The sequence below is a fragment of the Pseudomonas fitomaticsae genome, from assembly GCF_021018765.1.
GTDB lineage: Bacteria > Pseudomonadota > Gammaproteobacteria > Pseudomonadales > Pseudomonadaceae > Aquipseudomonas > Aquipseudomonas fitomaticsae.
Window position 1 is genome coordinate 1,875,278 of record NZ_CP075567.1, and the last position, 24,246, is coordinate 1,899,523.

Genomic DNA, 24,246 nt, shown 5'->3' on the forward strand with positions numbered 1-24,246 from the left:
CGTGTTAGAAGCTTGGCGTTACAATTATGGTGGTAACCTTTGGCCTTTCTTCAAAGAAGACGTGATCGGGTTGCCCGGCACGCTCAAGGCCAGCAGGGAGCCCTTAGCTAGTGCATTCGCCATCAACCGACCCCAACTCCCCATTGCCTCAGGCAAATGCCTCGTTTGAGGGCAAACCGCCCGCACCAAACAAAAGTGTACTGCCGGGTAAAGGCGGATTTTTCGGTCGCCTTACCAATCTGATTCTCGATGCCACAGGCTTCAAACAGCTCTCAGCGTGGAAGGCGGGCCATGTGGTAGGTGTCGGGGAGGGTTTTCATGCAGGTCGAGACCACGGAGTGGAGCTTGGTCGGGTTGAAGGTCGAACCGAAGGGCATCAGGAAGGCAAAAGCGAAGGATTGAAAGAAGGCTTCTCTCAGGGACATTCCCAAGGGCTCGATGAAGGGAAGCTAATCGTGGAGCTGCGACCAGGGGCCATTAGTGAGCCCGGTTCGCCAGTGATCAAGGAGTCGGCCCTTTTCAAGGACTGGAGATTTGCCATCACTCCGGAAATGGAGTCCGAGATTCGTCAGGATGTTGTGCATTATCTCCCTGATCAGCCGCCCTCTGACGACCAGTGGAAGATGATCTTGTCGACGACACCCACCACTTCGGTTGTCGCGGGGGCTGGTAGTGGAAAATCCACCACCATGGTGTTGCGACTGATTGTTCTCTTTCACTATTTGAAAATTGATCTTTCGAGCCTGACGGTCGTGACCTTCACCAAGGAGTCGAAGCTTGATTTCGCGAAAAAGGTGCGGGAAGTATTTGATCTCTGGGGCTACGAGGTCAGCGAGAAGAAGTCGCTTGAGATCGTCCGCACCTTCCATTCACGCATTCTGTCGTTTGCCAAGAGCATCAATGACCTGAGAGACGTGAAGGCCTTCGAGTTCTTGGATAGCAAGCCCGATGAGGACGAGAAGGAGGGATCAACGCTTCAGATGAAGTTGGGCGAAATTCAGCTCGACCTGATGAATTCGCTGTATGAAAAGCTCTACGAAACGAATGCCACCTTCCGGTCGTTAATTGGCCACCTCTACCAGCGCTCGCTGATTTTGGAGTCCCTCGACAAGGACAATCCGGAGGTGCAAAAGCGCCAGGACAAGGCCTGGGCGATGGCGAAGCTCGATCGCGCCTTATGCACAACCCTCGAAGGTCTCTGGAGCGATGCTGGGCATTGGCCTATCGAGGGAGTCGAGCCTACCCAAAAGAAGATCAGGTTGCTCGGAAAGGACTTTCACGTAAACGGATACATCCCTGAATACAACACCTACGTCATTCTCGGAGTGGATCGTTCTGAGCCAGAGGATCTGAAGCTTGAGGTCGAGTACGGTTGGTTCCTGCGCAAGCATGTCCGTGACAAGCGTACGCTGTTTCAGGCTTTCTGTAGTCCCAGGGTCGTCTACCTGAGCAGCTACGTGGATGCCGCTGCATCGGTCGATGCACTCAGGGGGCGCGCGATCGCTTGCCCGAAATTCTTTTACAAGGTCAAGGGTGAGATCAGCTCCACCTACATCATGGAGGCGTTTTACAACACAGCCTCGTTCATTGAGAACCTTGGGCTGGATGCCGTCGAAGCGATCAAAAAAATGGGAATGTACCCTAATGATCCAGATGCCGCTTTCTTCCATGCCTTGGGCATCTATTGGGCAGCCTTCAACGAACAGCTGTTGAGTATGAGTCCGCCCGTGATGACGTTCAACAGCATGTTCGCGATGTTCAGCGAGCGTGGTCAGAAGAATTTTGGGGCAGTGCCGGACAGCGTCCTCCGCCCCATGACGACATTACTTATTGACGAGTTCCAGGACGTCGGAGCCAACACGATCTCGTGGGTGAGAGCGACTTTCCAGGAGGTCGAAGCACGTGGATTGGCGGTCAGAACGTTTGGGGCACCGGCTTACGCATCACTGATGGCCGTGGGCGATGATTGGCAAAGCATTTACGGTTGGCGTGGCAGCTCACCACGTTTCCTTATGGAATTCGGCAAAGAGTTCGTGTCGCCTAAACACACCCAGGTGTTCATGCAAGAAAACCATCGGTCGCACCAGCTCGTGGTCGATGCCGCCGAGTCGATTGTGAAAAAGACGCCGGGCTTCAAGGACAAGCATGGTGTGGCAGTCAACAAGACTGTAATCGATGACCAGATACCGGTATCGGTTCGTGAGCTCGATTGGGAGCACGTGGCGCAGATGTTTGAGTGGCATTACGATGCCGGCCATTCCATCCTGGTTCTTTACCGAAAACGTGAGACTAAAAAGGAGGCCAAAGACAAGCTCGCGCACATCATTCAACGAGCGCGCGATGACAAGCGAAGCAAGAAAATCAAGTTTTTGACCTATCACTCCTCCAAAGGCTTACAGGCCAACGCAGTCTTTTTGTTGGGGGATTGTGAGGTCACAACCTCGTCGCCATCGAGAAACGATTTCTATGCCCAGGCCGGTATGGGTAGTCCTAGTGATCCCTGCGGATACGATACGGCCCAGCAGCAGGAAGCATTGCGTACAGCCTACGTCGCGATCACCCGCGCCGTGACGTACTGCTATTGGTACATCTCCTGGGAGGAGAAGGTTCCTGCCTCCGAGAAAGCAAGTCGCCACATCAGGGCACACGAGGCCTTCTGGAATGTCGCAACTCCCCGACCGACTCCACTTTCTGACGGCATAAAGCGTAAAGCGACAAGAGCGAGGTAGCCGCAGCAGGCGGCAAGGTGGACTGCAAGAGGGCGGGGGGACAGTTAGGACTGATCGCCCCCTATTTGTGGTCGCTGCGAATTTGCTCTGTAAGATCTAACAGGTAACTTTTCAGTTGGCTGTGAGGTGCCGTTAGACTTGAAACTTTTTGATAAGGCTACTCAATTCATGTGCTAGAACCGTTAGCTCTTTTGACGCCGTCGCTGTCTGACTAGATCCTTCTGAGGACTCATTTGACAGGTCGCGTGCTCAACAAGGTCGCAGGCCAAGTGGTGCTGACCTCCATCGCCTGATGACATCCAACTTCGCGCTGGAGGATGCTGCTGAGCGCTTCGGTATCACCTTGAGCCTGCGACAGCTGACATCGCGGCAGCATGATCTTGATGACGAACTGGAGTCGATCTCGGTCTATCCCGATGCAGTCGATGCGCTCCTGATGCTCAAGGCCCAGGGAATAGTGGCAGGTATCTGTTCGAATCTCGCAGCGCCCTACGGGCCTGTACTCAGGAAGTTACTGTGTGATGTAGAGGCGTTCGCCTTGAGCTATGAGGTCGGAATGATGAAGCCCCAAGAGGGGATTTATCGCAATATCTGCGACCAACTGAAGGTGCGTCCGAACAGAGACGTGGCCCACTCCGATGAGCGGGTCGTGATGATCGGTGATTCTCTGCAGTGTGATCAGATCGGCCCCGCAGCTGTCAGGATTTCTGGATACTACCTGGACAGGAAAGGAGCTGGGGGGCTAACCAACCTTGTTCAGTTTGCGCAGCTTGTGATTGAGGACAAGCGTTAGGGTATGTGAGGATCAACCCCACTGGTATCGACAGGGATGTTTATCCCGCCGGTTCAGGGAGCTGCTGGCAGCGATCGCTTCCAAAGGAAGCTGACGGTTGATCGGCTGATTCCCAACTCCCTTGCCGTCTCCGCCTGGGTCAGCCCAGTCTTCTTGCACTCCTGCACCTTTTGCAGCTTATTGAGATCTGCCGGACGTGCTGGAGGCCGTTTCAGTAACTCGGTGCCCGCAATATGGGCAGCGATTTCATCCTGGCTGACACGCTCTTGGAGCGCTTCCAATTCCTCTGTAGCCAACGCGAGCAAATGTGAGGTGGATTCGCCATCGCGGGTCGCTACCACCAAAGCCATTAACGCCACGGGACTCAGTTCTAGTACTGCCGCGAGCTCGATGAATTTATCCAGGGTCGGGGTGCTTTGAGCGCTTTCGATTTTGGTCAAATAGGTGCGCGAGGTGGCCTGCGCCATCCCTTCTTGAGTCAACCCCAGACTCCCTCGAACTGCTCTTATGACTGCTGCTAGCGCAGGCCTTATCGACGTCAACGCGAATGTCCTCAAAATTGAGGATGTAGCCACGTCGTGATGTACAGTTACACATCATATGGTGTATAAAACTGGTCGCCAGGCGTTTTGTGTCCTGTTGCGCTGTAGGCTGGCCGTTCATGACGCGACCTATGCGCAGGTTCGTATCAGCACCCAGCAGGTGCTGATCGCAGTCAGTCTCGACAGGCTGGCCAGGTGGTGCTGATCAATTAATCATTAAACCGTATAGCAACCCACCGTCATCGGAAGGGGGCAGCTCAATGGAGGTCAGGGTTTGAGAGTGCGAATTTATTCTGACCTGCACCGTGAATTTGAAGCGTGGGAGGCTCCAGAGTCATCGAAGGTCGACCTGGTGATCTTGGCTGGGGACATTGACAAAAAGGGGAGGGGAGTCAGTTGGGCCAATGACGCTTTTGACTGCCCGGTGGCCTACGTCACTGGCAATCATGAGTTCTATGATGGGCATGTCGACCGTACGCTGCAAAAGATGAAGGACGCCGCCTCCGGCCATGTTCACATTCTGGAGAACGAGACCCTGGTGCTTGGCAATCTGAGAGTCTTGGGCACGACGGGGTGGACTGATTTCACTGTCACTGGTGATCAAGTTTCGGCGAGTAACTTGGCCCGGGAGTGGATGGGTGATTTCAAATACATTCGCACCGATTCGAACTACCGGCGCTTGAGGCCTGATGACGTAATTGCCAAGAACCACGCGGCCAAGGTTTGGCTGCGTCAAGAGTTGGCTGAAAAGTTCGAAGGCACAACTATCGTCGTGACTCACCACTGTCCGTCGCCCGGAATGATTGGGGGCCAGCATGAGGGCCACCTCACTGCCGCCTATGCAAATGATTGGCAGGATCTTATCCCTGAGGCGGACTTTTGGGTGTTTGGCCACACTCACGAAACTGTGGACATTGAACTGGCCGGCTGCAGGGTGATTTCCAACCCAAAGGGCTATCCAAATGAAAAAACGGGCTTTGACCCTTATTTCGAGATCCAATTTTGATGGTTAATTGCGCGGGGAAGCGATCTTTCCAGTTTGATGTAGAGGCTCTCCCCCTTGAGGCTTGCGCTCCATCAGAGGTGATTCAGGCTCAGGCCATCGAGTGGGATGTGGAAGTTGACGCATATTTGTCCGACGCTGCCCGGGTGGGGCGGCGTTATTCGGCTCTTGTCTATTCAGATCGTTCGGGCGTAAGCCAGAACGGGATGACCATTGCAACTCCGCCGCTTGAGTTTATTGAGTCCAGGTCAGGTTTCAAATTGATGCGGAGCGTGAGTGGTCGCGATCACTATGTGATTACCAGCGAGCTGAACAGCTAAGCACGACCTGCGAGGGACTGCGGTTATTCAGGCTCTGAAGATAGTTCAGCCGAGCCCAGGAGTTTAGCGTTTTCTCCAGTAATGGGTTAGCGCCACCGAGCGGCTCTGCGGTAACGAACACAGATTTTCTGATGATAAATGTGTGCTTGAGGATGACGTATGTCTGAGATTAAGAAAATGACAGTTGTTGTCAAGAATTACCATCTGCAAGCCAGTAGTGATCTTGATGCGCTCTATAAAGACGTTCGATGTGAAGATGAGCAAGGTAATACTTTTTATTTTAAAGAAGTAGTTATGCTGAATTACCTTAAGCGCCATGGCGCAATAGTTACTGATGCGTCGCGTACTTGGTATTATAAGAATTTAAGTAAGAAGTCGATTGTTCTCATTGCATTTGAGAAGGCTGGCGGCAAAGTTGAATATGATTTGGATAACATCCGGGTCGCTGCTAAGTCCAGCGTCATCAGGGGTGTTGTCTATGCGCTGGCGGCTATACCGGCAGGGGTTATCATCGCAACCGCCACGTACGGGGTAGGATTGCTTTTCATTCCAGTGGGCTTCTTTTACGCATACAGAAACATGTTCAAGATCCCTCGCATGCTGCGTCGTAAGACATTGGTCAATGAGCTAGCTGATCACGGCATCGTTGTACGATAGCGAATGCCTAGGCTAGTGATTGCTGTGCCAGTACCTGGTGGTGCGGATTAGATCATTCACAACTTACCGTGACCGGCCCTCCTGTTCATACTTACTCACTTCGGTCGCCATACTCAGCCTAAAAGCTTTGTATGGCGAGTGCCAGATTCCTGCGTATTGCTATCATGAGAAATTGATGAGAAGTAATCGCTAGGCGTGCACCGGCGTGGTTGGCAAAGCTGACAGGGTTTTCGGGAGGCAAGGATGGCATCTGCGGAACACGACTTTCAGCATTTCGTGCGGTGGCTTCATGAGCCTTTGGTGGGGGCATCACCCGATGCTCGACGTATGGGCAACCTTGTGTTGCGCAATTTCGACGCGGTCATCGCGACAACCCGTAATCGTAGTCAGCGAGCTATTCGGATCGTTGAACTGGCTCGTGCTCAGTTTGCTCAGGTGAACGATGGCCTGCCTGAGCTGGATGCCATCGCGGTGGGGGCAGGATGGGGTTGGCGAAGTCTCACTGAACTCACACTCGGCCCTTTCAGAGGGTTCCGACATCCCGAAACCTTTGACCTCAACAAACGCCTGATCCTCTTCTACGGCCCTAACGGCAGTGGAAAAACCAGCCTTTGCGAATCGCTGGAATACGGATTACTGGGGGCTGTGGACGAGGGGGCGCAGAAGCGGATTGATGCCGGCCAGTACCTGCGCAACATCCACGAAAATCGCTTCGTGGCCCCTCAGCTCCGGGGCGTTGACCTGGCCGGTCAACTCATGGTCATCACCGCTGATGCAGACGCCTACAGGTTCTGCTTTATCGAGAAAAATCGAATCGACTCCTTCTCAAGAATTGCAGCCAAACCAGCAGGTCAAAAGACCGAGCTCATCGCGGCGCTGTTCGGCATGGATCACTACAACGAGTTTGTCGGGCAGTTCAACGAGGCGCTCACTGAGCAGCTCAACTTGGCGCCATTGAGAGGGCAGGAGCTTGAACTCCGACAGAACGCCATTGCCAACGACGTGGGGGCTGTTGCGGGGGAGGCTTTGGCTGGGGCGGAATTTCATCGGGTCGAAGAGGCTTACGCCCAGGCCTATACAGATGGCATGACCTATCGACAGCTTCAGGAGGCTGTGGGTTGGTTCGGCGTTCCGGGGAGGCTCCAGGAGCTGGAGTTAACGCTCAATCAGCCACAGCCCTCGTTGTACGGCGTACGCTCGCAAGATCTGGTCACTGCCTATCAGGAAGCCGAAGAAGCTCACAATGAAGTCGAGGCGCTGTCCCAACAGCTCGGACGGCAGCATGACGACGTCGCTTACCAGGAGCTGTTCACGGCCATTCAAGGGTTGCAGGCGGTTTCTCCTGACCGTTGTCCAGCGTGCGAAACACCGCTCCATGGAAATCCCCGAGTTCAGGTTGATCCGTATCACAAGGCCGCGCAAGGTCTGGAGCAAATGCGTGAGCTGACTCTGCTGCAGCAAGGGTATCAGGCTGCCTTGGGGCGCCGTCGGGCAGCGTCCGATGTGCTGAGTGCTTGCCTGGCACACTTTACCCAGCGGGTGGGCGCAAGGATTGATAGCGAGAATGCTGTTTGCCGTTATCTGGCTGCTCCAGGTGTCGTTGCAGATACCGCCTGGTGGCGACTCGGTTTTGCCGAGGTGGGTGGAGCGCCGTCCATTGCTCAGCAGGCGGTAAACTGGGCCGCGCAACTGGAGCAAACTGATGCCACTACTCAGCAGAACCTGGCGCAGAGAGCTATGCACGTCGCTGAGAGAGATCGTTTGAACGAAGCACGAATCGCGCTGGCTGAGCATGCGGCGAGGCGACAGCAAGCCCAGCTGGCTATCGAGGGGGCACGGCAACGCATTGCCGAGTTTGAAGTGCAGAACGCCGAGTTGATTGAAGCGGCGGCAGCGGAGAGCGAACTCATCGCCGCCGAGCAGCGGATCCAACAGGCGTATAACGAATTCTTGGCCCTGTTGCGCAGGCATCGCTCAGAGTTGCCTGGCACCCTGATGGCTGGTTTGAATGCGCAGGCCTTGCAGCTCTACAACGAGTTCAACGTCAGGGATGCGGAGCAGGACAAGCTCGCCGAGCTGCACTTACCGGTAACTGGAGAGGGGCGCATTGAGCTTTGCTTCCGAGGAGCTCCGGCGCGACGCGTCGACGCGCTTCAGGTGCTCAGTGAAGGTCATGTTCGATGCCTGGGGCTGGCGATTCTCCTCGCGAAGGCGTCCAGCATCCAAGCCCCTACGTTGATCTTCGACGATGCAATCAACGCTATCGATCATGAGCATCGCCAAGGCATTCGCGAGGCGTTGTTCGAGAGTGAGCGATTCGCCAACACTCAGATCATTGTCACCTGCCACAGTAACGAGTTCATCAAGGATATCCAGAACCACGTCCCTCAGAATCAGTGGTTGGCCTATGCGCTTATGCACCATCACGGAGACTATCACCCCAGAGTCATCCGCAATCTTCCGCCTCAGGCATACCTGGTGCTGGCCAGGGCCGCTGTGGATCGGGGCGACTATCGAGCGGCGTTGCAGTTCTCCCGGCAGGCGCTGGAAATGCTCACGCTGAAAATCTGGAAGTGGCTCTGCAAATGCAATCAGGGTGTTCTCACCGTCCAACTGGCCAAGGATGGTGATCAACCCAGCCTGAGCAACCTCTGCGGTTCTATTTGTGCGAAGCTGCGTGGAGCCAACACATTCGAGCATGTGGACAAACAACCGCTGATCGATGCTCTGGCCCGAATTCTTGGCATTGGCGAGCAAACCTTGGTCTGGCGGTACTTGAACAAAGGTACCCACGAAGAAGCCGATAGGGATGACTTCGACGCAGGCGTGGTTGAGGGCGTGGTTCAACTGCTGGAGAGCATGAGCGCTTTACGGCTGCGGAGTTAATCCAGCTCACTGCGCTGCTGGCTTGTTTCTGAGGAGCTTCTTGGGAATTTGATCTGAGGCTGGCTTTTGCGAGTTGGTAAACCACAAGAAAATTTCCTGTAGCTATTGAGTAGTCGATTTGAAATTGAGTATTGATGGTCTGACGTTAAGTCGCTATGAGACAAAAATTGTTAGAACGTGCTTCGGTTGTAGCAAGGAATACAGCATCCATGACTATATTGGAATGAGCAAGCATCATTTCTACAGGCCGGTAAACTATAAGAATGGTTGTGAACGGAACTGTCTGGAGTGCTGGCTGGGTGTCTCTGAGCTGGAAGGGGCACTCTTGTCAAAAAGTGAAAGCTTTGCGATCGAAGTTGAGGCTGCTCATGACCATAGTCACTGGTATGATGCCTCAATTTATCAAGCCATTGATCAAGGTGATCTCTGTGCTGCCTATAGCCAATACTTTCATCAAGGCTGTCACTTGGCGATACTTCCGCTGTCGCGGTTGGTGACTGATCGCTCGATTTTTCTACCCTATGGCGTCATGGTCTACCCCCAGGGCCGTTTGAACTTAAGTGCGATAAGTCTCAATAACAAGACGTTGACCAAGTCAGCTTCATCTCAGGTCGGTGCTTCTGGAGTAAGCTTTCAGGAATTCAATAAATACCCTCTTCTGGTGGTGCCATTAAGGTTTTCTTGGGATTCGCTCGTGCTTGGGAATCACCAAAGTCACATGGAAATGATAGTCAGCATTTCCGAAATTGTGGATGGCTTGTCCTTCGACATGATTAATTACTTGAACTGCAAGCTGGAGCACCTGTCCTCAGAAAGCAAGCCGGCGTCCCCTGGACAATTATCTTCCAAGCCAATGATGTCGGCTGCTATGCTGGTGAGGTCTGGTGAGATGGATTCTGTATTCCTGGCAGGGGCGGCATTTACCCACACCATAACCAAGGGACTCGGGCTTGACCTGCGGCAACCTGAGTGGGATAGATTCCCTGTGGGCGGGGGCGTCGGCATTACTGCAGCGCATGCGTTGTCGTTGTACTCGCAAATGCTTCAGGTGCAGTCTGCAACTTCGAAATTTGTGCAAGCACTCAGCCTGATCGAATTTTTAGCCTACCCCAAAGAATACCAGCAGTTCAAAAAGGTAAAAACTGTGGTGTCGAGGTACATGGCTGATGATCTTGGGGATCGTAAGCGAATACTGGACAGGTTCGAGGTCTTGACCAGTAAAGTAGATGAAGTTACGAAAGAGCAAATAGGCCTTCGTACAAAGATTGTTCACATAGGTTCGCGACTTGAGCAATTGGTTAAAAGTCGTCGTGAGCGAGAGGAGATATTTGCTGAGCTCGATGGTTATATTCGGAAGATGATTGACCATATGATCGAGCACTCTCATATGACCTGGGACAAATATGAGGCCGTTAAGGCGTCCATGTAAGGCTTTCGCGTCAGCAGAGTATGGTGCTTGCCGGAGGATCGCGATCACGCGGGCATCCAGCCGAACAGGTTTCCAGATTCGTAGGGATTTGAACGCTATCCAGGGGCTGGACTGAGCGGCTTTAGATGATGCCAGCCTTGTAGCCGCGTATGCCTGCCCAGTCGCTTATGTTGGTAGCCTGCACATCATTTTGAGGGGGCGTTCTCGACGGAGTCGAACGCGGCGCAGGGTGATCTCATGATCTCAATTCATTATCATCGCTACTCGTTAAGCCCCTATTTGCTGATGACCCTTAAAAGGAGCTGCTCGTGCAGGAAGCTGAAAATCTGCCACTGATGCCCAAGTCTGCGCTGGTTTATTATCTCGACGAGAAGCAATCTCCGATCCCTTACCAAAAGGTCGCGAGCATCCGTAGCTGCTTGGAAAACATCGTTGAAACGATCTTCGTTCACATCGTTGAACCTGTTGATAAGGCTAAATGGCGCAGGGGTGATTTGAATATCCGGATTGGCCTACTTAGCCATTTCTTTTCTGCCGATGTCATTGATCGGCTTCACAGCATCAGGCTGTTAGGCAATGACGGCGCCCATCAAGCGAAGCATGCAGCCCTCACGGACGAGCGTATAGGTGATGGCCTCAGCGCCCTAAGTGTGCTTTGCGAATGGGCGATTCTGACGTACATCAAAAAGCACGGCCTCATGTCAACGGATTGGCTGGCGACGGTGCTGAGCACCTTGCCACCGGTATACAGAGTGCGGATTTTGGAGCCATTGATCGAGTCAAACAACCTGGATAGAGCGCGGGTCATTGCTCATCAAGAAGTACGAGAAGCCTATGCTAGAAGGATGTATCAGGGGTTGATTCCTCTGGATTCTGCTCCTCCTGAAACGACCGAGGAAGAGGACAGGATCATGAGCTTTCTGCTCTCTATCGACAAACTGGCCATGGCCTACCTCAAGAACAAGCAGTTCGAGCGTAGCTTCGAATTTGTCCAAGAGATGTTCGACGAAGGCTGGATGACTGAGGAATTTGCACGGGACACCTGGGAAAAGCTAGAAAGCTTGCAGAGCAGTTTTCACTCGCTCCCAATCTCTGAGTCGATGGAGCAGACTCGTACTTACCTGGAAAAAATTCTCCCAGCCGTCAAGGACGAAGAACAAAATCTGTTTCTTACCCTGTTCTCGGCCATGGTGCTGGAAAGCCCAGAGGCGAGAGCTGCATCGTTCAGCCAGGCACCTCAGCTTGGCGCTGCGCCTGAGTCTGCAAAGTAGTGCGAAGGCGCGATCACTGATCTGTCGGCACGCGTGCTTGGACATGACCACCATGCGTGCCCTTTGAAGTATTGGAGCGCTCATTGGCCGGAATACGCTTGGTTAGCGAATGAAATGCGATCGCCAAAAGTAAGCGTCCGCCCATCTCTCCTTGCGTAAGTCAGCCGGTTTCCACTGATGCGGCAGCAACTGCCCAATCTCACTGGCCCGCTGTGTTGGCAGCCGCGTCAGCACATCTTTGAGATAGGCATAGGGCGGTCATGCCTATTGATGCCCGCTGATTGGATCAGGCTCATGATCGCCGCCGCCCGTTTGCCACTGCACAGCGACCCGGCAAACAACCAGTTGTTGATTGAGTCCAGCAAAGCCTCGGCCAGCTCGCGATCACCAGGCCGCTTATCGAACTGGTTGAGCCACGGCTGAGTCTTCTCCTGTTCCTGAATAGAGGACGGCATCATCCTGATCCCTTGAATTGCCGGGTGCGTTGGTTAAGCATGGCTTTGCGCGCCCTAGCATACGCCAGCGGTATTGGACTGGTAGGTCTTGGCCGTTCTGGAGCTAGAAAGAGTTCTGTGGTGGCACATTGCAATTTTTGGCAGAGGGCTTAATCTCGGATTTTCTGTGTGCCACGGACAGCCCTTGTGATTGAGAATCTGCTCATACGCGGCGTATCAAGCTATTCGCCTAACGCCCCGACCCTCATCGGCCCTCTCAAGCGTGTGAGCATGCTTTACGGGCAAAATGGCACCGGTAAGAGCACGATTGGCAACTACCTGCAAACGCCTGGTGAGGCTTGCTACCAGAGTTGTAGCATGGCGCCTGCTGACCCCGAACGCGAAATTTTGGTCTACAACCACGCCTTCATGGAGATGAACTTCCACGAAGACGTAGCACAACCTGGGGTGTTTACACTCAACGCCGGCAACATTGAGGCCGAGAATGCTCTGAATGCCGCGCAGGCCGCCATCAAGTTGCTGTCGACTCAGCAAGAGGAGGAGATGGCCAAGGGCAAGTCGAGTAAGGCGGCCCGAGACGCTGAGATGCAGGCATTGAAAGACGGCTTGTGGAAGCTCAAAACACCATTCGATGGCTCACCCTTGGCCTACTGTTTTCAAGGCGTGAATACCAAGGATCGTCTGCTGGAGAGGATCCAGGCTACGCCTGAAGCACCGGAAGCCGTCACCAATGCCGAATTGATGGCAGAGGCCACTGAGCTTCAGGCGGCAACGGACGCGCAGTTGCCCTCTATTTCGCTTGTCGGTTTCCCAAGCTCCGAGCTTGAGCCCAATCCTATTTTCAGGGAGATCATCACGGGCACAGACAACTCCTATTTGGCAGGTCTCATCCACGCGCTCGGCCATTCCGACTGGGTTCAGCATGCGCTGTCATTACCCCCCATCGATGGCGATTTATGCCCCTTCTGTCAGCAGCCGTTACCGGAAGGTTTTCATGGCGAGATTGCCAAGATCTTCGATAAAACCTACGAGCAGCGCATACGTGACCTGACGAACCTGCAACGCCGTTACGCCGGAGCTGTCGAGCAAACGCAGCAGCGCCTTAGTAGCCCGAGCTACCAGAAACCATCGTTTCAACTGGCTATCGCTAACCTAACTGCAGCCCTTCAGCGCAACGTTCAGGCTATCGAAAAAAAGATGGCAAGCCCGTCGATTGTGGTTGAGCTTGAGTCCAGCGTTGGGTTGGTTGAAGCCTTGAATGAGTGCATTGCAGTCGAACAGGAAAAAATCGACGCCTTCAACCTCAAGGTCAAAAATAAGCAGGTTCATCTGGCCCAGATCAAGGATCGATTCTGGGGCGTGCTCAGGACTTCAGCCGGTGCATTGTTGGGTCATTACGCTCAAGTGGATCAGGAACTGGCCCAGGCTCAGCAAAATGCCAGGGACGCCATCGAGGCGCTTCGGGTCAAGGCCAGGGCTGAACGCGAAATCATCGCCCAGTCCAGGGCAGCCATCACGAATATCGACCAGTCGGTTGACAGCATCAACCACTGGTTGCGCATCCTCGGCCTCAAAGGTTTTGAGTTGACCAAGGAGGAGGGAGATGTTCCTCAATACAGGTTGCAGCGCCCCGAGCAACGCGCGGGTGTCTTCAAAACGCTGAGTGAGGGCGAGAAAACACTCATCTCGTTTTTGTACTTTCTGGAAGTCTGCAATGGAGAGCTGAACGCGACTGCGGGAAAGTTGATCAGCGACCGCATCATCGTGATCGATGATCCTATTTCAAGCTTGTCCCACAATTACGTTTATGACATTGCCTCTCTGATCAAGCGCCATGTAATCAGCCCGAACACCCGCTTTCAGCAGGTGATTATCCTGACCCACAACCTGTTCTTCTTTCACGAGATGGTCAAGCTCATGAATGAGGACGGAGGACGTGGCCGGGGTAACGATGGTCAGCAGGAAGGTCAGCTGGCCCTGTTCCGGATCACCAAGTCCGAGTACAGCGCAGTGGTTGCGATGCAGCCCAAGGAGATCCAGAACGACTACCAATCATTTTGGCAGGCCATCAAGGACGCCTTGAATGGACGCACCTCGGCCACCGTCATCCCGAACATGATGCGAAATATCTTGGAGTACTACTTCACGTTCGTGCACCGCCAGGACAGGCTCGCCAAGGCGCTCGAAGACCTGAGCGACGAAGACCCCCAGTTCCGCTCGTTGTACCGCTACATCAATCGCGAGTCCCATGCTGATGCCGTGAATATCACCGATTTTGGTGAAATCGACCCGGCGGTGTACGTCGAGCGGTTCCGCCAGGTGTTTGTCAGAACGGAATTTCAGGAGCATTACGACAAGATGATGGGATAGCGCTCGCTTATCGCTTGAGTCAGGGCATGGGGGGCGACGTGCGTGGCCGCTTGCAGCGGGCTCTTCAGATCGATGGCTACTCCAAGGACTGATTTGCTGAGAATGCACCAGAAGTGAATCGTTTTACCCTTTCGCTGGGCTTTCCAGGCTCTGGCTGCACTGATAGCATTGCGCCTGCAGCTACCACCCAAGGACTCTCCTTCCTGCCTGTCATTCATCTGCTCGCTTTGCACGTGGTGTAAAGGCTATCAGCGGCCCGCTGAGATCAGATGGAGAATACGCCATGAACAATCATGGAAAAGTTGTCCTGGTTCGCCAGTACAACCGATTCCGGTTCGGGCAGTGGGAGACCGTGTGCATGCACATGCGCTCCCTTCCGCGCCGTTAATTTGAACGTACCTAGGTGGTAGCTGCACCTCCTCTCAGTTTTGAATCTCATCTCTTCGTTGCCAGATTGCAGTTACGTCAATCCATACCTACCGCTGCAGTAGGTAGGTGGTGTCGGGGCGGGTTATGGCTGCTGGTTACATTCCCGATTGACCTTCGATCTGCTGTTATCGGTGATCAGTCGCCGAGCTCGGGCTTCACAATATCGCGGATGTCGTAGAGCTTGAGGCTCACCTCATGAAGCTTGCTGATGAACTCGTCCAACAGTTCATTGGTGACGTCGAAGTATCGATTTTTCTCGTCCAGTCGACGGTGCAGTATTTGCTGGTTGGCCGCGTCGGTGATGGGGTAGGCATGCATGATGTCTGATCGCCTGGTGTTCAGCGCTTGGAACATGTCGGCGGCGACCCTGCCAATGGGCCCCACCGCCGGAAGTGTTTTTTTGGCTTTGTTAAGGCTAGCGCGGAAGCCGTCTAATATATGGCCGCCGGTTTTCGCTTGCAGCTCCGTACGATCTACGCGCGGATCCATATGGTGTGCTACCTCGGCCATGAAGCTGCTCAGAGAAGCGAAGCCATACAGCGCGACACCTAGCCGGTAAATGTATCCATCATCAGCAGGTAGTGCGAGACGGGTGAGTCCTCTGATGCTGTGAGTGTTTAGCTCGGTTGTCATGGTGCGTATTCCAACTGCTTGATCAGGTACGGTAGAGGCCGAGTTCAGCACTGCGAACCCGGAATGTGTTTTGCAGGGGATGGCTAAGTTACTTGAGCTTGTTGCGCAGCCAGCTCATCAGATCGATCAAGATTTTCAGCTTGCGGTAGAAGTTGTCCGCGTCGACCAGGAAACCCAGTCGCTTGCGAAGCTGCGCTATCTCGCTCATCACGGCCCTGTGCGTATTGGTTCCAGCCTGGCCTGCCGCAACCATCTCCTGATCAACCTCGCACAGCCGGCGATGCCAGGCAATATCGACTGCATGGCGCATGAAATGACGGCGGTTGAATATCCGGTGCTTGCCGAGCAAAAACAGGTAGGCGCCCAAGCCTGCAAGAAAGACCTGCAGCGTGCTGATCTGAAGCCCCTGAGCGTTCAGAAACTGGGCGATCTGTTGCGTTTGCCAGCAGCCGATCGCGAACAACACCGGCCATAGGGCAATGGCGAGCAGCGCTTCGTTCGTGTGTGGATAGCGGGCCAGTTTAATGGGCGGAAAACGCAGATGGGTCATGGCAACTCCTGGTGGAAGGCTGTCCTGGCCGATGGGCCAGGACTCACTGAAGCTTCCGGTTTTGCCTAGGGTCGATGCAACTCAAGTGCTCGCAGTTACTACCACCCGGACTCCTGGCCTCTGCTGAGAGGCCAAAAACTGTCTGATCTGTGCCTACAGGCGCTCGGTCAGTAGTCACTTTCGTAGCGGTCGCTTGGGAGAGCTCGAATCGTTGCCGGTATTTGAGGTGAGCTTGCGCGATTGGGTTACGGGAAGCGTCGCGCCCTTGGACTTTTTGCCCGAAATGGTCATCGAGAGGTCAGTGCCGCTACCGATACGCTTGAAGTACTTGATGTCCTTTTCCATCGTGTCAGCTTCCTTGCCCCAAGCCTCTGGATGCCCGAGTGCGCTCAGGGAGAACCCGTGCAGCAGCAGGGCCTGTAGCATCTCGGGGTATCGCTTGTAGTGGAAGTCCCATGCTGTGAGAAACTTTGTCCTGACATGAGGCGAAGGATGGTTTCGCATCTGAGAGTGGATGTCTTGGAGGAAGCGGACTTGCCAAGGAAGGTAGGGCGCAGGGTTGTCAATGATGAGTTCAAGACTTGCAGGGTATCGCCCTTGGCAGCGCTGGTTTAAATATTCGAGATGCCGGTTCAGGTACACGAATGAAAATTTTTCGTTGAACGGGGCCAGGCGGAAAAACTGGTTGTAGCGGACGCAAGTGGCGTCCATGAACAACCCTAGTGACGGTATCTCTTTCTCTGCGTTGTACGCATCAATCAATGCGCCCCCGAAGAAGCACTCCACGTTATCTAACCGGTAATGGAAAAAATCACCGGCCACCAAGGCTGCCCTGAAGTAGATGTCCTGCCCCGTCAGCATGTGGTGCAAGTGCTCTGCAAACTCTGTCAGGTACCATACGTAATGCTCGCGGTCTGGGTCTCCTTCAGCCGGCTTGACGTTGTAGACCAGGACGGTGTCTGAGAAGACGATGGTCTTGAAACTGTCGTTGTGATGGGAATTCAGTTGGTTCAGGATCGTGTAGACACGAGCGACCTTTCGCGGGTCTTTTCGGGTCATGTCAGAAAACCCGAGAATGTCGATGTAGAGCAAAAACCGGTCAGTCATCACAGATCCCTTGAGTCGACAGAGTTAGTCGCAGCTTGCAGGGATTTGCGCTGAAATTGAAGCGGTCAACGACGTGTCCGTGACGTCGCCGTCGTATCACCGAGCCGGTGGTGCCTCTTGAGGGTGTAAAAGTGAAAAAAGGCGATCCTGGATTACGCGAGGCCGCAATCCGAGTTTTCGGTGATGAGTCGCTGGCCGAGCATTGGCTGACCACTCCGCTGCATGCATTGGCCGACAAAAGCCCGGTTGATGCGGACATTGAGGATGCACTGGATCTGCTCGCGCGATTGGAGCATGGCTTTTGTGCCTAACGTAGCTAGCCTCCGGATTCGGAAGATCCTGACCAAGTCTTCGACCAGGTGATTCACGACCTGTCGAGTACGGAATTCTTCAGGTTGAGGCCTGGGTGAGGGGGCTTTGCATCGAGGTGTTATTTGGTGAATGTGCAACTCCATCCACCTGACATGAAAGCTTTTACGGGGGACAATCGGTGGGAAGCAACGGTAGGTACCCCATGAAGAACGGCCTGCTATGGCCGTCTGAGGGTAGGCGGCCTCGCAACTTAGATGGCAGAAAATCAAAGAGTTTTGTCAGGGGTCGAGCACGGCCACTTGAAATGCTCTGGGTACATGATTTTGTTCAACAAATTATCCACTGCGATGTAGAAAAAACCCTCGTATGATGCTCGTCCACCGCTCATCAGTCCAAAGCTGTGGTCAGTTAGTATCCTCTGAAAACACTGAACTACACCTATTAAGTCATCGATGCTTACAGGAAAGTCTTCATCCAGTTTATCCCTGTTCAGAAAATATTGCTTATCGGAATGCGCTAAGAATTTATCGCGGCGTACAGTGATCCGATTTATAATCTCTTGTTTTTCAGCGATAAGCTCTTTGTGCTTTGTTATTAACTCTGCAGGGATGTTCCCGTTTTTCCAACTGATCGCCAGACGATTGCTATCACTGAAAGCAATAAATTTAAGAATGTTTCTGTCAGATCGCTTGCCGTCGAGTAATTTTGCCATGAGCAAAAGGGTGTCGACTTCTAGTGACTGTATCACGTAGGCGAAGATGCCAGCTTTATCGAGAAAGACCTCATTGTTTTCTTCGTATTTCTTATATAGTGAATGGTAAAGAGCCAGTTTTGGGGTCAAGTCATCGAAGACAATTTGCTGATATCCTTTCAGCAAGCTTTCGTACATCTCTTGCACGTCCATGGGTTAGCCTTAATTTCGCAATTTCCATGTTTCGGAGTAAGGCCCGTCTACTTTCCGATGCGGTGTAGGTCGGGCCTAGCCTTTCTATGGATTGAAATGGTGAGATGGGTCGAGACGTATTATGACGATCGTTGTAATCCCGCAAGCTTCGCCAGATACCAAGTCGGTATAGGGTGGCGGTGCAACCTTGCCGAAAGTGCAATTAATACTTCCCAGGAAGTGCCGTGCCAAGAAAAATCTTCGGGAGGCGCGGCTTTTTCAGGTACCTTCAGAGATGCCTCCAGCTCCTCAGCTGGTGATGACTGGAAGCCGGAAAGGCCTCGTGATATCCCAACATCATTCACGTAGGCATCGGAGCAAACCAGTGTCTCCAGCGCTCTTTGGGGGTACCAGCGCTCCTTGGTCACGCCTTTCAATCTCGGGATGATCTCATCAGACAGCTGGGTGAGGCAGTCCTGATCACCCAGCACGGCGGCCATGGTGCCTAGCATCGGCACGAGCGTTGTGGTTTGGAAGAATCGTTTCCTGTCAGGCTCTTGTCCATAATGCAGTGCCATGGCGTCTTCTAGGTCATCAGTGTCTACAGGCATGATCCTGTTCTGCCTTAGAGCTGTGTCAAAGCGATCTATGCATTCCTGAAGCATAAAGCGTGCGCTGGTGTTGTCACCAGTTGCCAGGATCGCCCCCATAGCAAGCGACAGATCGATGGCCTGCCCGTCATAGACCGGCAGGAAGCAGCCGTTATGTTCGTTAATGAGGGATACCAGGCAACTGTGCATGGCCACCACCCTTGTCCGATCGACTTTCAGTGCAAGAAGCAGCAGGATCGTGGTGCCTAGCCGGCCAAGCTCATCGCAAATCAAGTCCATGTAGAGCACGTGATCAGGGCGATACCGGAGCACCTTCCGGCGGTTGAGAAGTGACGGCATCACACGCTCGTAGTACCGCAGCAGCGCATCGGCGTGGAGGTGCGCAAGTGTTTCGAACCTCTTGGTGAACTGAGCCTCATTCTGCAGCCCCAGCTTCACCGACTCGCCCCACAGGCGCAGTAAGAGGTATTCACCTGCGAGAACCCCTGGCTTTTGGTTGCCTTCGCTCTCGCCCCATACCAGCAGCACTGCCCATCCCACCGCAGCCGCAGCCGAGCGTTTATAGAAGCGGCTCCGACGAGAAGTGTCAGAAATGTCCTGGTCATCTTCCCTGGAGCTCAAGCAATCATCGACGAACCGCACAAACCTGGAGAATGAGGCGTGCGTGTCTTCCAGGCCTGCCAGTGCTGCTCGGAGGTCAGATTTACCTTTTTCGAGCAGCAGCGCATCGTCAAAGAGGTATTTCTCAATGAACGGGCTCAGCTGATCCATACCCCAGAAGTCCAGCGAGCAGAGGGGATCCATCTGCGTTACCCGGGTCGACAGGGCCGAATAGTCCGACTGGGCGTCTTGTTTCAGCACACCGTTGGAGACAAGGACAATCCGTTTCTTGAAACCGCGTAGCGCTTCCGGCAATCGATTTTGGATGTACTCGGTCGAAGCTTGCAGGACGGACGGAAGGATCGCCTGCTGGCTGCTGTAAAAATCATTTCGGCTTACGTTGCCGAATTTGATGACAAACAGAAAGACTTCCGTTTCACCTTGGTCACTCTCCTTGGTGGACATCACGTCAACCCCGCCCTGGTTCACGCCGACTTGGGCGCGGCTAAGCACCGAATGACCCATCGCTTGAAGCAGATCCGGAAGGAGGGCGTCCAGCTCGTCGCGTTCACGAAGCCCTGAAAGGTAATGCGAGAGAACCAGCTGGATACTCATTGGCCGGCCTCCTGCCACAGATCCGCCACCATGTGTCCATAAAGGAGAGGATCGGCGATCCAGGTCTGGGGCAGTTCCACACTCATCTCGTGAGTGAACATGGGGATCATGGTCTCTACCGTTTGCTGATCGTCCTGGTATTCCACGGCGACCTGGTTGGAGTATTTGAAATGCTCCGAGACCATGAACATGTCGGCCAGGAAGGACTCCCCATGCGCTCGCTCGGTGACCGCTCGACTTTCGCTCCGGCGAAGGTAGCGGAAGCTCCGGCGCATTTCCGATGACATCCGGAGCTCGACCAACTGGGGCAGCGCTTCCAAGGCATTGAGTTCAGTGGCAAACCTCTGTGTTAGTTGCTGGGCAACCTGCGACTCAGCAAACGGTGACGACTCCGATTCCAGAAGGCGTTTACAGGTTGCCGGGTGTTCCGTGGCTAGGAAATTGGTGACCTTTGCTGTGGTGCTCGCAATCGGCTGGCTCGGAGGTAGGTCTTCGCTCATGCTGAGCGCCCAGCCGAGTGAGACCGCCACCGGAACATCCAAAGCACACAACCTACGGGCTATGGTAGTAGCGCATTCTTCGGTGGTCTCGGATAGCGCAAATTTCAGCAACTCCGTGTGCTGCAGGTAACGGACGCTGACCTCGTGGGCCAATGCCTTGCTGAGCCTGAAATGGCCCTTTTTTCCGATCCATTCACAAGCAGCCAGTAAGAACAAATCCATGGCCACGATCCGCTGAAGGACGCCTTTTGCTTCTTCGTGGAGTGAATCTGCGTCCACGCCCGAATTTTCCGCCTCCCGCCAGAGGGTGTAGAAATCTTCCAGTATGGCCGGGCCGTCCTGCTTGGCGTCGCCCTGATACAGGCGGAGATAGAAATCGTTGAACCGCATCATGTCCATCACAATTGGCTCCGAGGCGTCGCGGGTGGCTTTTGGCTGGCTACGTAGGTGAGCAAGGTGGCTGCCAGGGAGGGCAGGTAACAGAGGGCTACTAAGATAGTAGTAGGATGGGGAGTATGTCTACTATTTGAGGGTTCATGCTTTGCGGGGATTGTGGGTATGATAGTAGTTGTAGTGCGGTGCTTGGATCGAGTTTCTGAACGACTCGGACATCAGGCGCCAGGTCGGGATCGAGACGATGGTCTTGTCGAAGTTCTGCACCTTGACCGTGTGCAGGGTGATGTCGACCACGTCGCCATCGGCGCCGACCTGCGGCATTTCGATCCAGTCGCCGACCCGCAGCATGTCGTTGCTGGTCAGTTGCACGCTGGCGACGAACGACAGCAGGGTGTCCTTGTAGACCAACAGGATCACCGCCGACATCGCACCCAGACCGGACAGCAGCAACAGCGGCGAACGGTCGATCAGGGTGGCGACAATGATGATCGCGCCGAACACGTACAGAACCATTTTCGCCAGTTGCACATAACCCTTGATCGAGCGGGTGCGGGCGTGTTCGGTGCGGGCATAGATGTCCAGCAGTGCATTGAGCAGGGCGCTGACCGACAGCAGCAGGAACAGAATGGTGAACGCCAGTGCCACGTTGCCGAGGAACACCGTGGCGGTCTTGCTCAGCTCCGGCACCAGGTGCAGGCCGAACTGGATCACCAGCGACGGCGTCATCTGCGCCAGACGCTGAAACACCTTGTTATGCCGAAAGTCGTTGATCCAGTGCAGCGCGGGCTGGCGACCGAGCATGCGGCTGGCATGCAGGATCAGGTAACGCGCCACTCGTCCGAGGACCAGCGCGATCACCAGCAGCAATATCAAAGCCAGGCCGGCGTGCAGGAGCGGGTGCTGTTCGAGGGCACCCCAGAGGTCTTGGGCGTTGAGCCAGAGCTGTTTGAAATCCATGGGAGAGACGATTCTTCTGTAAGACGCGACGGGCGATTAGAGCATTTAAGACGCTGTGTATTACCGTTGGAGACAAATCGAGCAACAAAAAAGCCACTGATTACGGCGTATTTCACAAAGAAACTCGGCCTGAGCGCTCGAAACCGGTAACCTATGCAGCTGATTTTTTGCATATCTTCGAGGTAGCACCCGTGTTTTCCCAATTCGCCCTGCACGAACGCCTGCTCAAAGCCGTGGCCGAGCTGAAATTTGTCGAGCCAACGCCTGTGCAAGCCGCGGCCATTCCGCTGGCGCTTCAGGGGCGTGACCTGCGGGTGACGGCGCAAACCGGTAGCGGCAAGACCGCCGCTTTTGTCCTGCCGATCCTCAACCGCCTGATCGGTCCGGCCAAGATCCGCGTCAGCATCAAGACCCTGATCCTGCTGCCGACCCGTGAACTGGCCCAGCAGACCCTGAAGGAAGTCGAGCGCTTTTCGCAGTTCACTTTCATCAAGTCCGGCCTGATCACCGGCGGTGAAGACTTCAAGGTCCAGGCCGCCATGCTGCGCAAGGTGCCGGACATCCTGATCGGCACCCCGGGCCGGATGATCGAGCAACTGAACGCCGGCAACCTCGACCTCAAAGAAGTCGAAGTGCTGGTGCTCGACGAAGCCGACCGCATGCTCGACATGGGTTTCGCCGAAGACGTACAGCGTCTGGTCGACGAATGCCCGAACCGTCAGCAGACCATGCTGTTCTCCGCCACCACTGGCGGTTCCGGCCTGCGCGAGATGATCGCCAAGGTGCTGAACAACCCTGAGCACTTGCAGCTCAACGCGGTCAGCCAGCTGAACGACACCACCCGTCAGCAGATCATTACCGCCGACCACAACCAGCACAAAGAACAGATCGTCAACTGGCTGCTGGCCAACGAGACCTATCAGAAGGCCATCGTCTTCACCAACACCCGGGCCATGGCCGACCGCATTTACGGTCGCCTCGTCGCCCAGGAATACAAGGCGTTTGTGCTGCACGGCGAGAAAGACCAGAAGGACCGCAAACTGGCGATCGACCGTCTGAAGCAGGGCGGCGTGAAGATCCTGGTGGCCACCGACGTGGCGGCCCGTGGTCTGGACGTCGACGGCCTGGATCTGGTGATCAACTTCGACATGCCACGCAGCGGCGACGAATACGTGCACCGTATCGGTCGTACCGGCCGTGCCGGCAACGACGGCCTGGCGATCTCGCTGATCTGCCACGGCGACTGGAACCTGATGTCGAGCATCGAGCGCTATCTGAAGCAGAGTTTCGAGCGCCGCACCATCAAGGAAGTCAAAGGCACCTACGGCGGACCGAAAAAGGTCAAGGCCTCGGGCAAGGCCGTCGGTGTGAAGAAGAAAAAGACCGACGCCAAGGGCGACAAGAAGAAAACCGCCGCCAAGACTCCGACCAAGCGCAAGAGTGCCAACCGTCCGAAGCCGGACGCATTGGTGAGCAGCGACGGTATGGCCCCGCTGAAACGCCGCAAGCCGGCAGCGCCAGCGGCTGAATAAGTCGTTTCAGGCAGGTAAAGAAAAACCCGGACATGGTCCGGGTTTTTTTATTGCCAGGGTTTATCAACTGCCCAGCAGGCCAGTGGTGTCGGCGTCAAAACGCCGCTTGGCCTGATCGGCTGCCGGTTTGAGCTGAGCGAGCAGGGCGGCCTCGCTGTAAAACCCGGTCAGTGCCAGCTCTTTTGGGGTTGGCTCGATCGGGATCAGTACATCTTCACCCGCCGAATGCAGCCAGATCGCCACAAGGTGCAGCGCCGACACAAACAGCATCCGCAGCTCAACGGTTTTGCCCTGCAGCTGCGGCGATTGCTCGGCCAGCTTCAGTGCATCGACCGTGGCGGCCGCCAGGTTGCCGTGGTTCAACGAGGCGAACTCGACGTGACCGCGTACTTCGGCCAATTGCGCATCGGCAATCGACACCCCGCCGGAAAACACCAGGTAATGCCAGTCACCGACTCTGGCATCTTTCAGGCCTTTGCCCTGGCTCAAGTCATCCAGATTGAGCGAGTAGCCGCGATAGGCCTCGCTGAGGCTGATCCCGGCGGGTGCTGCACTGGCGAACTGGCGATTGACGCCGAAACCCTGGGTCTGCAACGCGGCCTGCAGGGCCGGGCGCAAAGTCTGTACGCCGTTGGAAGGCGCCTTTGGATAAGTCAGTTGCATGAT

18 protein-coding genes and 2 pseudogenes are annotated in these 24,246 nt (G+C 54.6%); 10 read left to right on the top strand and 10 right to left on the bottom strand.

Going from position 1 to position 24,246, the window contains the following annotated elements; genetic code table 11:
• Positions 1 to 110: 110 nt before the first annotated feature.
• Both KJY40_RS08450 and KJY40_RS08455 read left to right on the top strand, forming a co-directional pair.
• Positions 111 to 2,729, top strand: coding sequence for a UvrD-helicase domain-containing protein (locus tag KJY40_RS08450; protein WP_230736131.1), 2,619 nt, complete (start codon positions 111 to 113; stop codon positions 2,727 to 2,729).
• A gap of 292 nt (positions 2,730 to 3,021) precedes the next feature.
• Positions 3,022 to 3,522, top strand: a complete 501-nt coding sequence (locus tag KJY40_RS08455) for an HAD family hydrolase (protein WP_230736133.1) — start codon at positions 3,022 to 3,024, stop codon at positions 3,520 to 3,522.
• Between the two features lie 53 nt (positions 3,523 to 3,575).
• On the opposite strand, the gene KJY40_RS08460 is transcribed toward KJY40_RS08455, so the two are convergent.
• The gene (locus KJY40_RS08460) at positions 3,576 to 4,097 is read right to left on the bottom strand and encodes a helix-turn-helix domain-containing protein (RefSeq protein ID WP_264302537.1); all 522 of its coding nucleotides are present in this window, start codon (positions 4,095 to 4,097) and stop codon (positions 3,576 to 3,578) included.
• 241 nt (positions 4,098 to 4,338) lie between these two features.
• Between KJY40_RS08460 and KJY40_RS08465 the strand changes: the two genes are divergently transcribed.
• From KJY40_RS08465 to KJY40_RS08490, 5 genes are all read left to right on the top strand, one after another.
• A complete protein-coding gene (locus KJY40_RS08465) occupies positions 4,339 to 5,070 on the top strand; it encodes a metallophosphoesterase (RefSeq protein WP_230736137.1) in 732 nt (243 codons plus the stop codon).
• A 476-nt stretch (positions 5,071 to 5,546) separates the two neighbouring features.
• Positions 5,547 to 6,044, top strand: a complete 498-nt coding sequence (locus KJY40_RS08475; RefSeq protein ID WP_230736140.1) for a hypothetical protein — start codon at positions 5,547 to 5,549, stop codon at positions 6,042 to 6,044.
• Between the two features lie 243 nt (positions 6,045 to 6,287).
• Positions 6,288 to 8,930, top strand: a complete 2,643-nt coding sequence (locus KJY40_RS08480) for an ATP-binding protein (protein WP_230736142.1) — start codon at positions 6,288 to 6,290, stop codon at positions 8,928 to 8,930.
• Between the two features lie 223 nt (positions 8,931 to 9,153).
• Complete coding sequence (locus KJY40_RS08485; protein WP_230736144.1) at positions 9,154 to 10,359, top strand: hypothetical protein; 1,206 nt, start codon at positions 9,154 to 9,156, stop codon at positions 10,357 to 10,359.
• A gap of 308 nt (positions 10,360 to 10,667) precedes the next feature.
• On the top strand, positions 10,668 to 11,630 hold the full coding sequence (locus KJY40_RS08490; RefSeq protein ID WP_230736145.1) for a hypothetical protein: 963 nt from the start codon (positions 10,668 to 10,670) through the stop codon (positions 11,628 to 11,630).
• A gap of 102 nt (positions 11,631 to 11,732) precedes the next feature.
• On the opposite strand, the pseudogene KJY40_RS08495 reads toward KJY40_RS08490, so the two are convergent.
• Positions 11,733 to 11,980, bottom strand: a pseudogene (locus KJY40_RS08495) (transposase domain-containing protein); the annotation flags it as partial.
• 291 nt (positions 11,981 to 12,271) lie between these two features.
• On the opposite strand from KJY40_RS08495, the gene KJY40_RS08500 reads away from it, so the two are divergent.
• The gene (locus KJY40_RS08500; RefSeq protein WP_230736147.1) at positions 12,272 to 14,455 is read left to right on the top strand and encodes an AAA family ATPase; all 2,184 of its coding nucleotides are present in this window, start codon (positions 12,272 to 12,274) and stop codon (positions 14,453 to 14,455) included.
• A 564-nt stretch (positions 14,456 to 15,019) separates the two neighbouring features.
• Here KJY40_RS08500 and KJY40_RS08505 read toward each other — a convergent pair.
• From KJY40_RS08505 to KJY40_RS08515, 3 genes are all read right to left on the bottom strand, one after another.
• Positions 15,020 to 15,517, bottom strand: a complete 498-nt coding sequence (locus KJY40_RS08505; RefSeq protein ID WP_230736150.1) for a hypothetical protein — start codon at positions 15,515 to 15,517, stop codon at positions 15,020 to 15,022.
• An 88-nt stretch (positions 15,518 to 15,605) separates the two neighbouring features.
• Positions 15,606 to 16,067 (bottom strand): hypothetical protein, encoded by a 462-nt coding sequence (locus KJY40_RS08510; protein ID WP_230736152.1) that lies wholly within the window; start codon positions 16,065 to 16,067, stop codon positions 15,606 to 15,608.
• A 174-nt stretch (positions 16,068 to 16,241) separates the two neighbouring features.
• The gene (locus tag KJY40_RS08515; RefSeq protein WP_230736154.1) at positions 16,242 to 17,174 is read right to left on the bottom strand and encodes a hypothetical protein; all 933 of its coding nucleotides are present in this window, start codon (positions 17,172 to 17,174) and stop codon (positions 16,242 to 16,244) included.
• A 131-nt stretch (positions 17,175 to 17,305) separates the two neighbouring features.
• Here KJY40_RS08515 and KJY40_RS08520 point away from each other — a divergent pair, with 131 nt between their 5' ends.
• Complete coding sequence (locus KJY40_RS08520) at positions 17,306 to 17,485, top strand: MbcA/ParS/Xre antitoxin family protein (protein WP_230736156.1); 180 nt, start codon at positions 17,306 to 17,308, stop codon at positions 17,483 to 17,485.
• A gap of 266 nt (positions 17,486 to 17,751) precedes the next feature.
• Here the strand turns inward: KJY40_RS08520 and KJY40_RS08525 are convergent, their stop codons facing one another.
• The 4 genes and pseudogenes from KJY40_RS08525 to KJY40_RS08540 form a co-directional block, all read right to left on the bottom strand.
• Positions 17,752 to 18,390: an AbiU2 domain-containing protein gene (locus KJY40_RS08525; protein ID WP_230736159.1), complete on the bottom strand. Its 639-nt coding sequence runs from the start codon at positions 18,388 to 18,390 to the stop codon at positions 17,752 to 17,754.
• A 119-nt stretch (positions 18,391 to 18,509) separates the two neighbouring features.
• Entirely contained in the window at positions 18,510 to 20,195 is a 1,686-nt protein-coding gene (locus KJY40_RS08530) for a hypothetical protein (RefSeq protein WP_230736161.1), read from the bottom strand.
• A complete protein-coding gene (locus KJY40_RS08535; protein ID WP_230736162.1) occupies positions 20,192 to 21,094 on the bottom strand; it encodes a hypothetical protein in 903 nt (300 codons plus the stop codon). Before KJY40_RS08535 ends, KJY40_RS08530 begins: the two co-directional genes overlap by 4 nt.
• Positions 21,095 to 21,286: 192 nt before the next feature.
• Positions 21,287 to 22,048: pseudogene (locus KJY40_RS08540) on the bottom strand (mechanosensitive ion channel family protein); the annotation flags it as partial.
• 191 nt (positions 22,049 to 22,239) lie between these two features.
• Here KJY40_RS08540 and KJY40_RS08545 point away from each other — a divergent pair.
• Positions 22,240 to 23,580: a DEAD/DEAH box helicase gene (locus KJY40_RS08545; protein WP_085605653.1), complete on the top strand. Its 1,341-nt coding sequence runs from the start codon at positions 22,240 to 22,242 to the stop codon at positions 23,578 to 23,580.
• A gap of 63 nt (positions 23,581 to 23,643) precedes the next feature.
• On the opposite strand, the gene KJY40_RS08550 is transcribed toward KJY40_RS08545, so the two are convergent.
• A complete protein-coding gene (locus KJY40_RS08550) occupies positions 23,644 to 24,243 on the bottom strand; it encodes a hypothetical protein (RefSeq protein ID WP_230736164.1) in 600 nt (199 codons plus the stop codon).
• Positions 24,244 to 24,246 lie beyond the last annotated feature (3 nt).

What these genes read in the sequence shown, in the direction of transcription:
- KJY40_RS08455 (WP_230736133.1), top strand. Translation starts at nt 3,022, where the DNA reads ATGACATCCAACTTCGCGCTGGAGGATGCTGCTGAGCGCTTCGGTATC.
- KJY40_RS08475 (WP_230736140.1), top strand. Translation starts at nt 5,547, where the DNA reads ATGTCTGAGATTAAGAAAATGACAGTTGTTGTCAAGAATTACCATCTG.
- KJY40_RS08480 (WP_230736142.1), top strand. Translation starts at nt 6,288, where the DNA reads ATGGCATCTGCGGAACACGACTTTCAGCATTTCGTGCGGTGGCTTCAT.
- KJY40_RS08485 (WP_230736144.1), top strand. Translation starts at nt 9,154, where the DNA reads ATGAGCAAGCATCATTTCTACAGGCCGGTAAACTATAAGAATGGTTGT.
- KJY40_RS08505 (WP_230736150.1), bottom strand. Translation starts at nt 15,517, where the DNA reads ATGACAACCGAGCTAAACACTCACAGCATCAGAGGACTCACCCGTCTC.
- KJY40_RS08510 (WP_230736152.1), bottom strand. Translation starts at nt 16,067, where the DNA reads ATGACCCATCTGCGTTTTCCGCCCATTAAACTGGCCCGCTATCCACAC.
- KJY40_RS08515 (WP_230736154.1), bottom strand. Translation starts at nt 17,174, where the DNA reads ATGACTGACCGGTTTTTGCTCTACATCGACATTCTCGGGTTTTCTGAC.
- KJY40_RS08525 (WP_230736159.1), bottom strand. Translation starts at nt 18,390, where the DNA reads ATGGACGTGCAAGAGATGTACGAAAGCTTGCTGAAAGGATATCAGCAA.
- KJY40_RS08530 (WP_230736161.1), bottom strand. Translation starts at nt 20,195, where the DNA reads ATGAGTATCCAGCTGGTTCTCTCGCATTACCTTTCAGGGCTTCGTGAA.
- KJY40_RS08535 (WP_230736162.1), bottom strand. Translation starts at nt 21,094, where the DNA reads ATGGACATGATGCGGTTCAACGATTTCTATCTCCGCCTGTATCAGGGC.
- KJY40_RS08550 (WP_230736164.1), bottom strand. Translation starts at nt 24,243, where the DNA reads ATGCAACTGACTTATCCAAAGGCGCCTTCCAACGGCGTACAGACTTTG.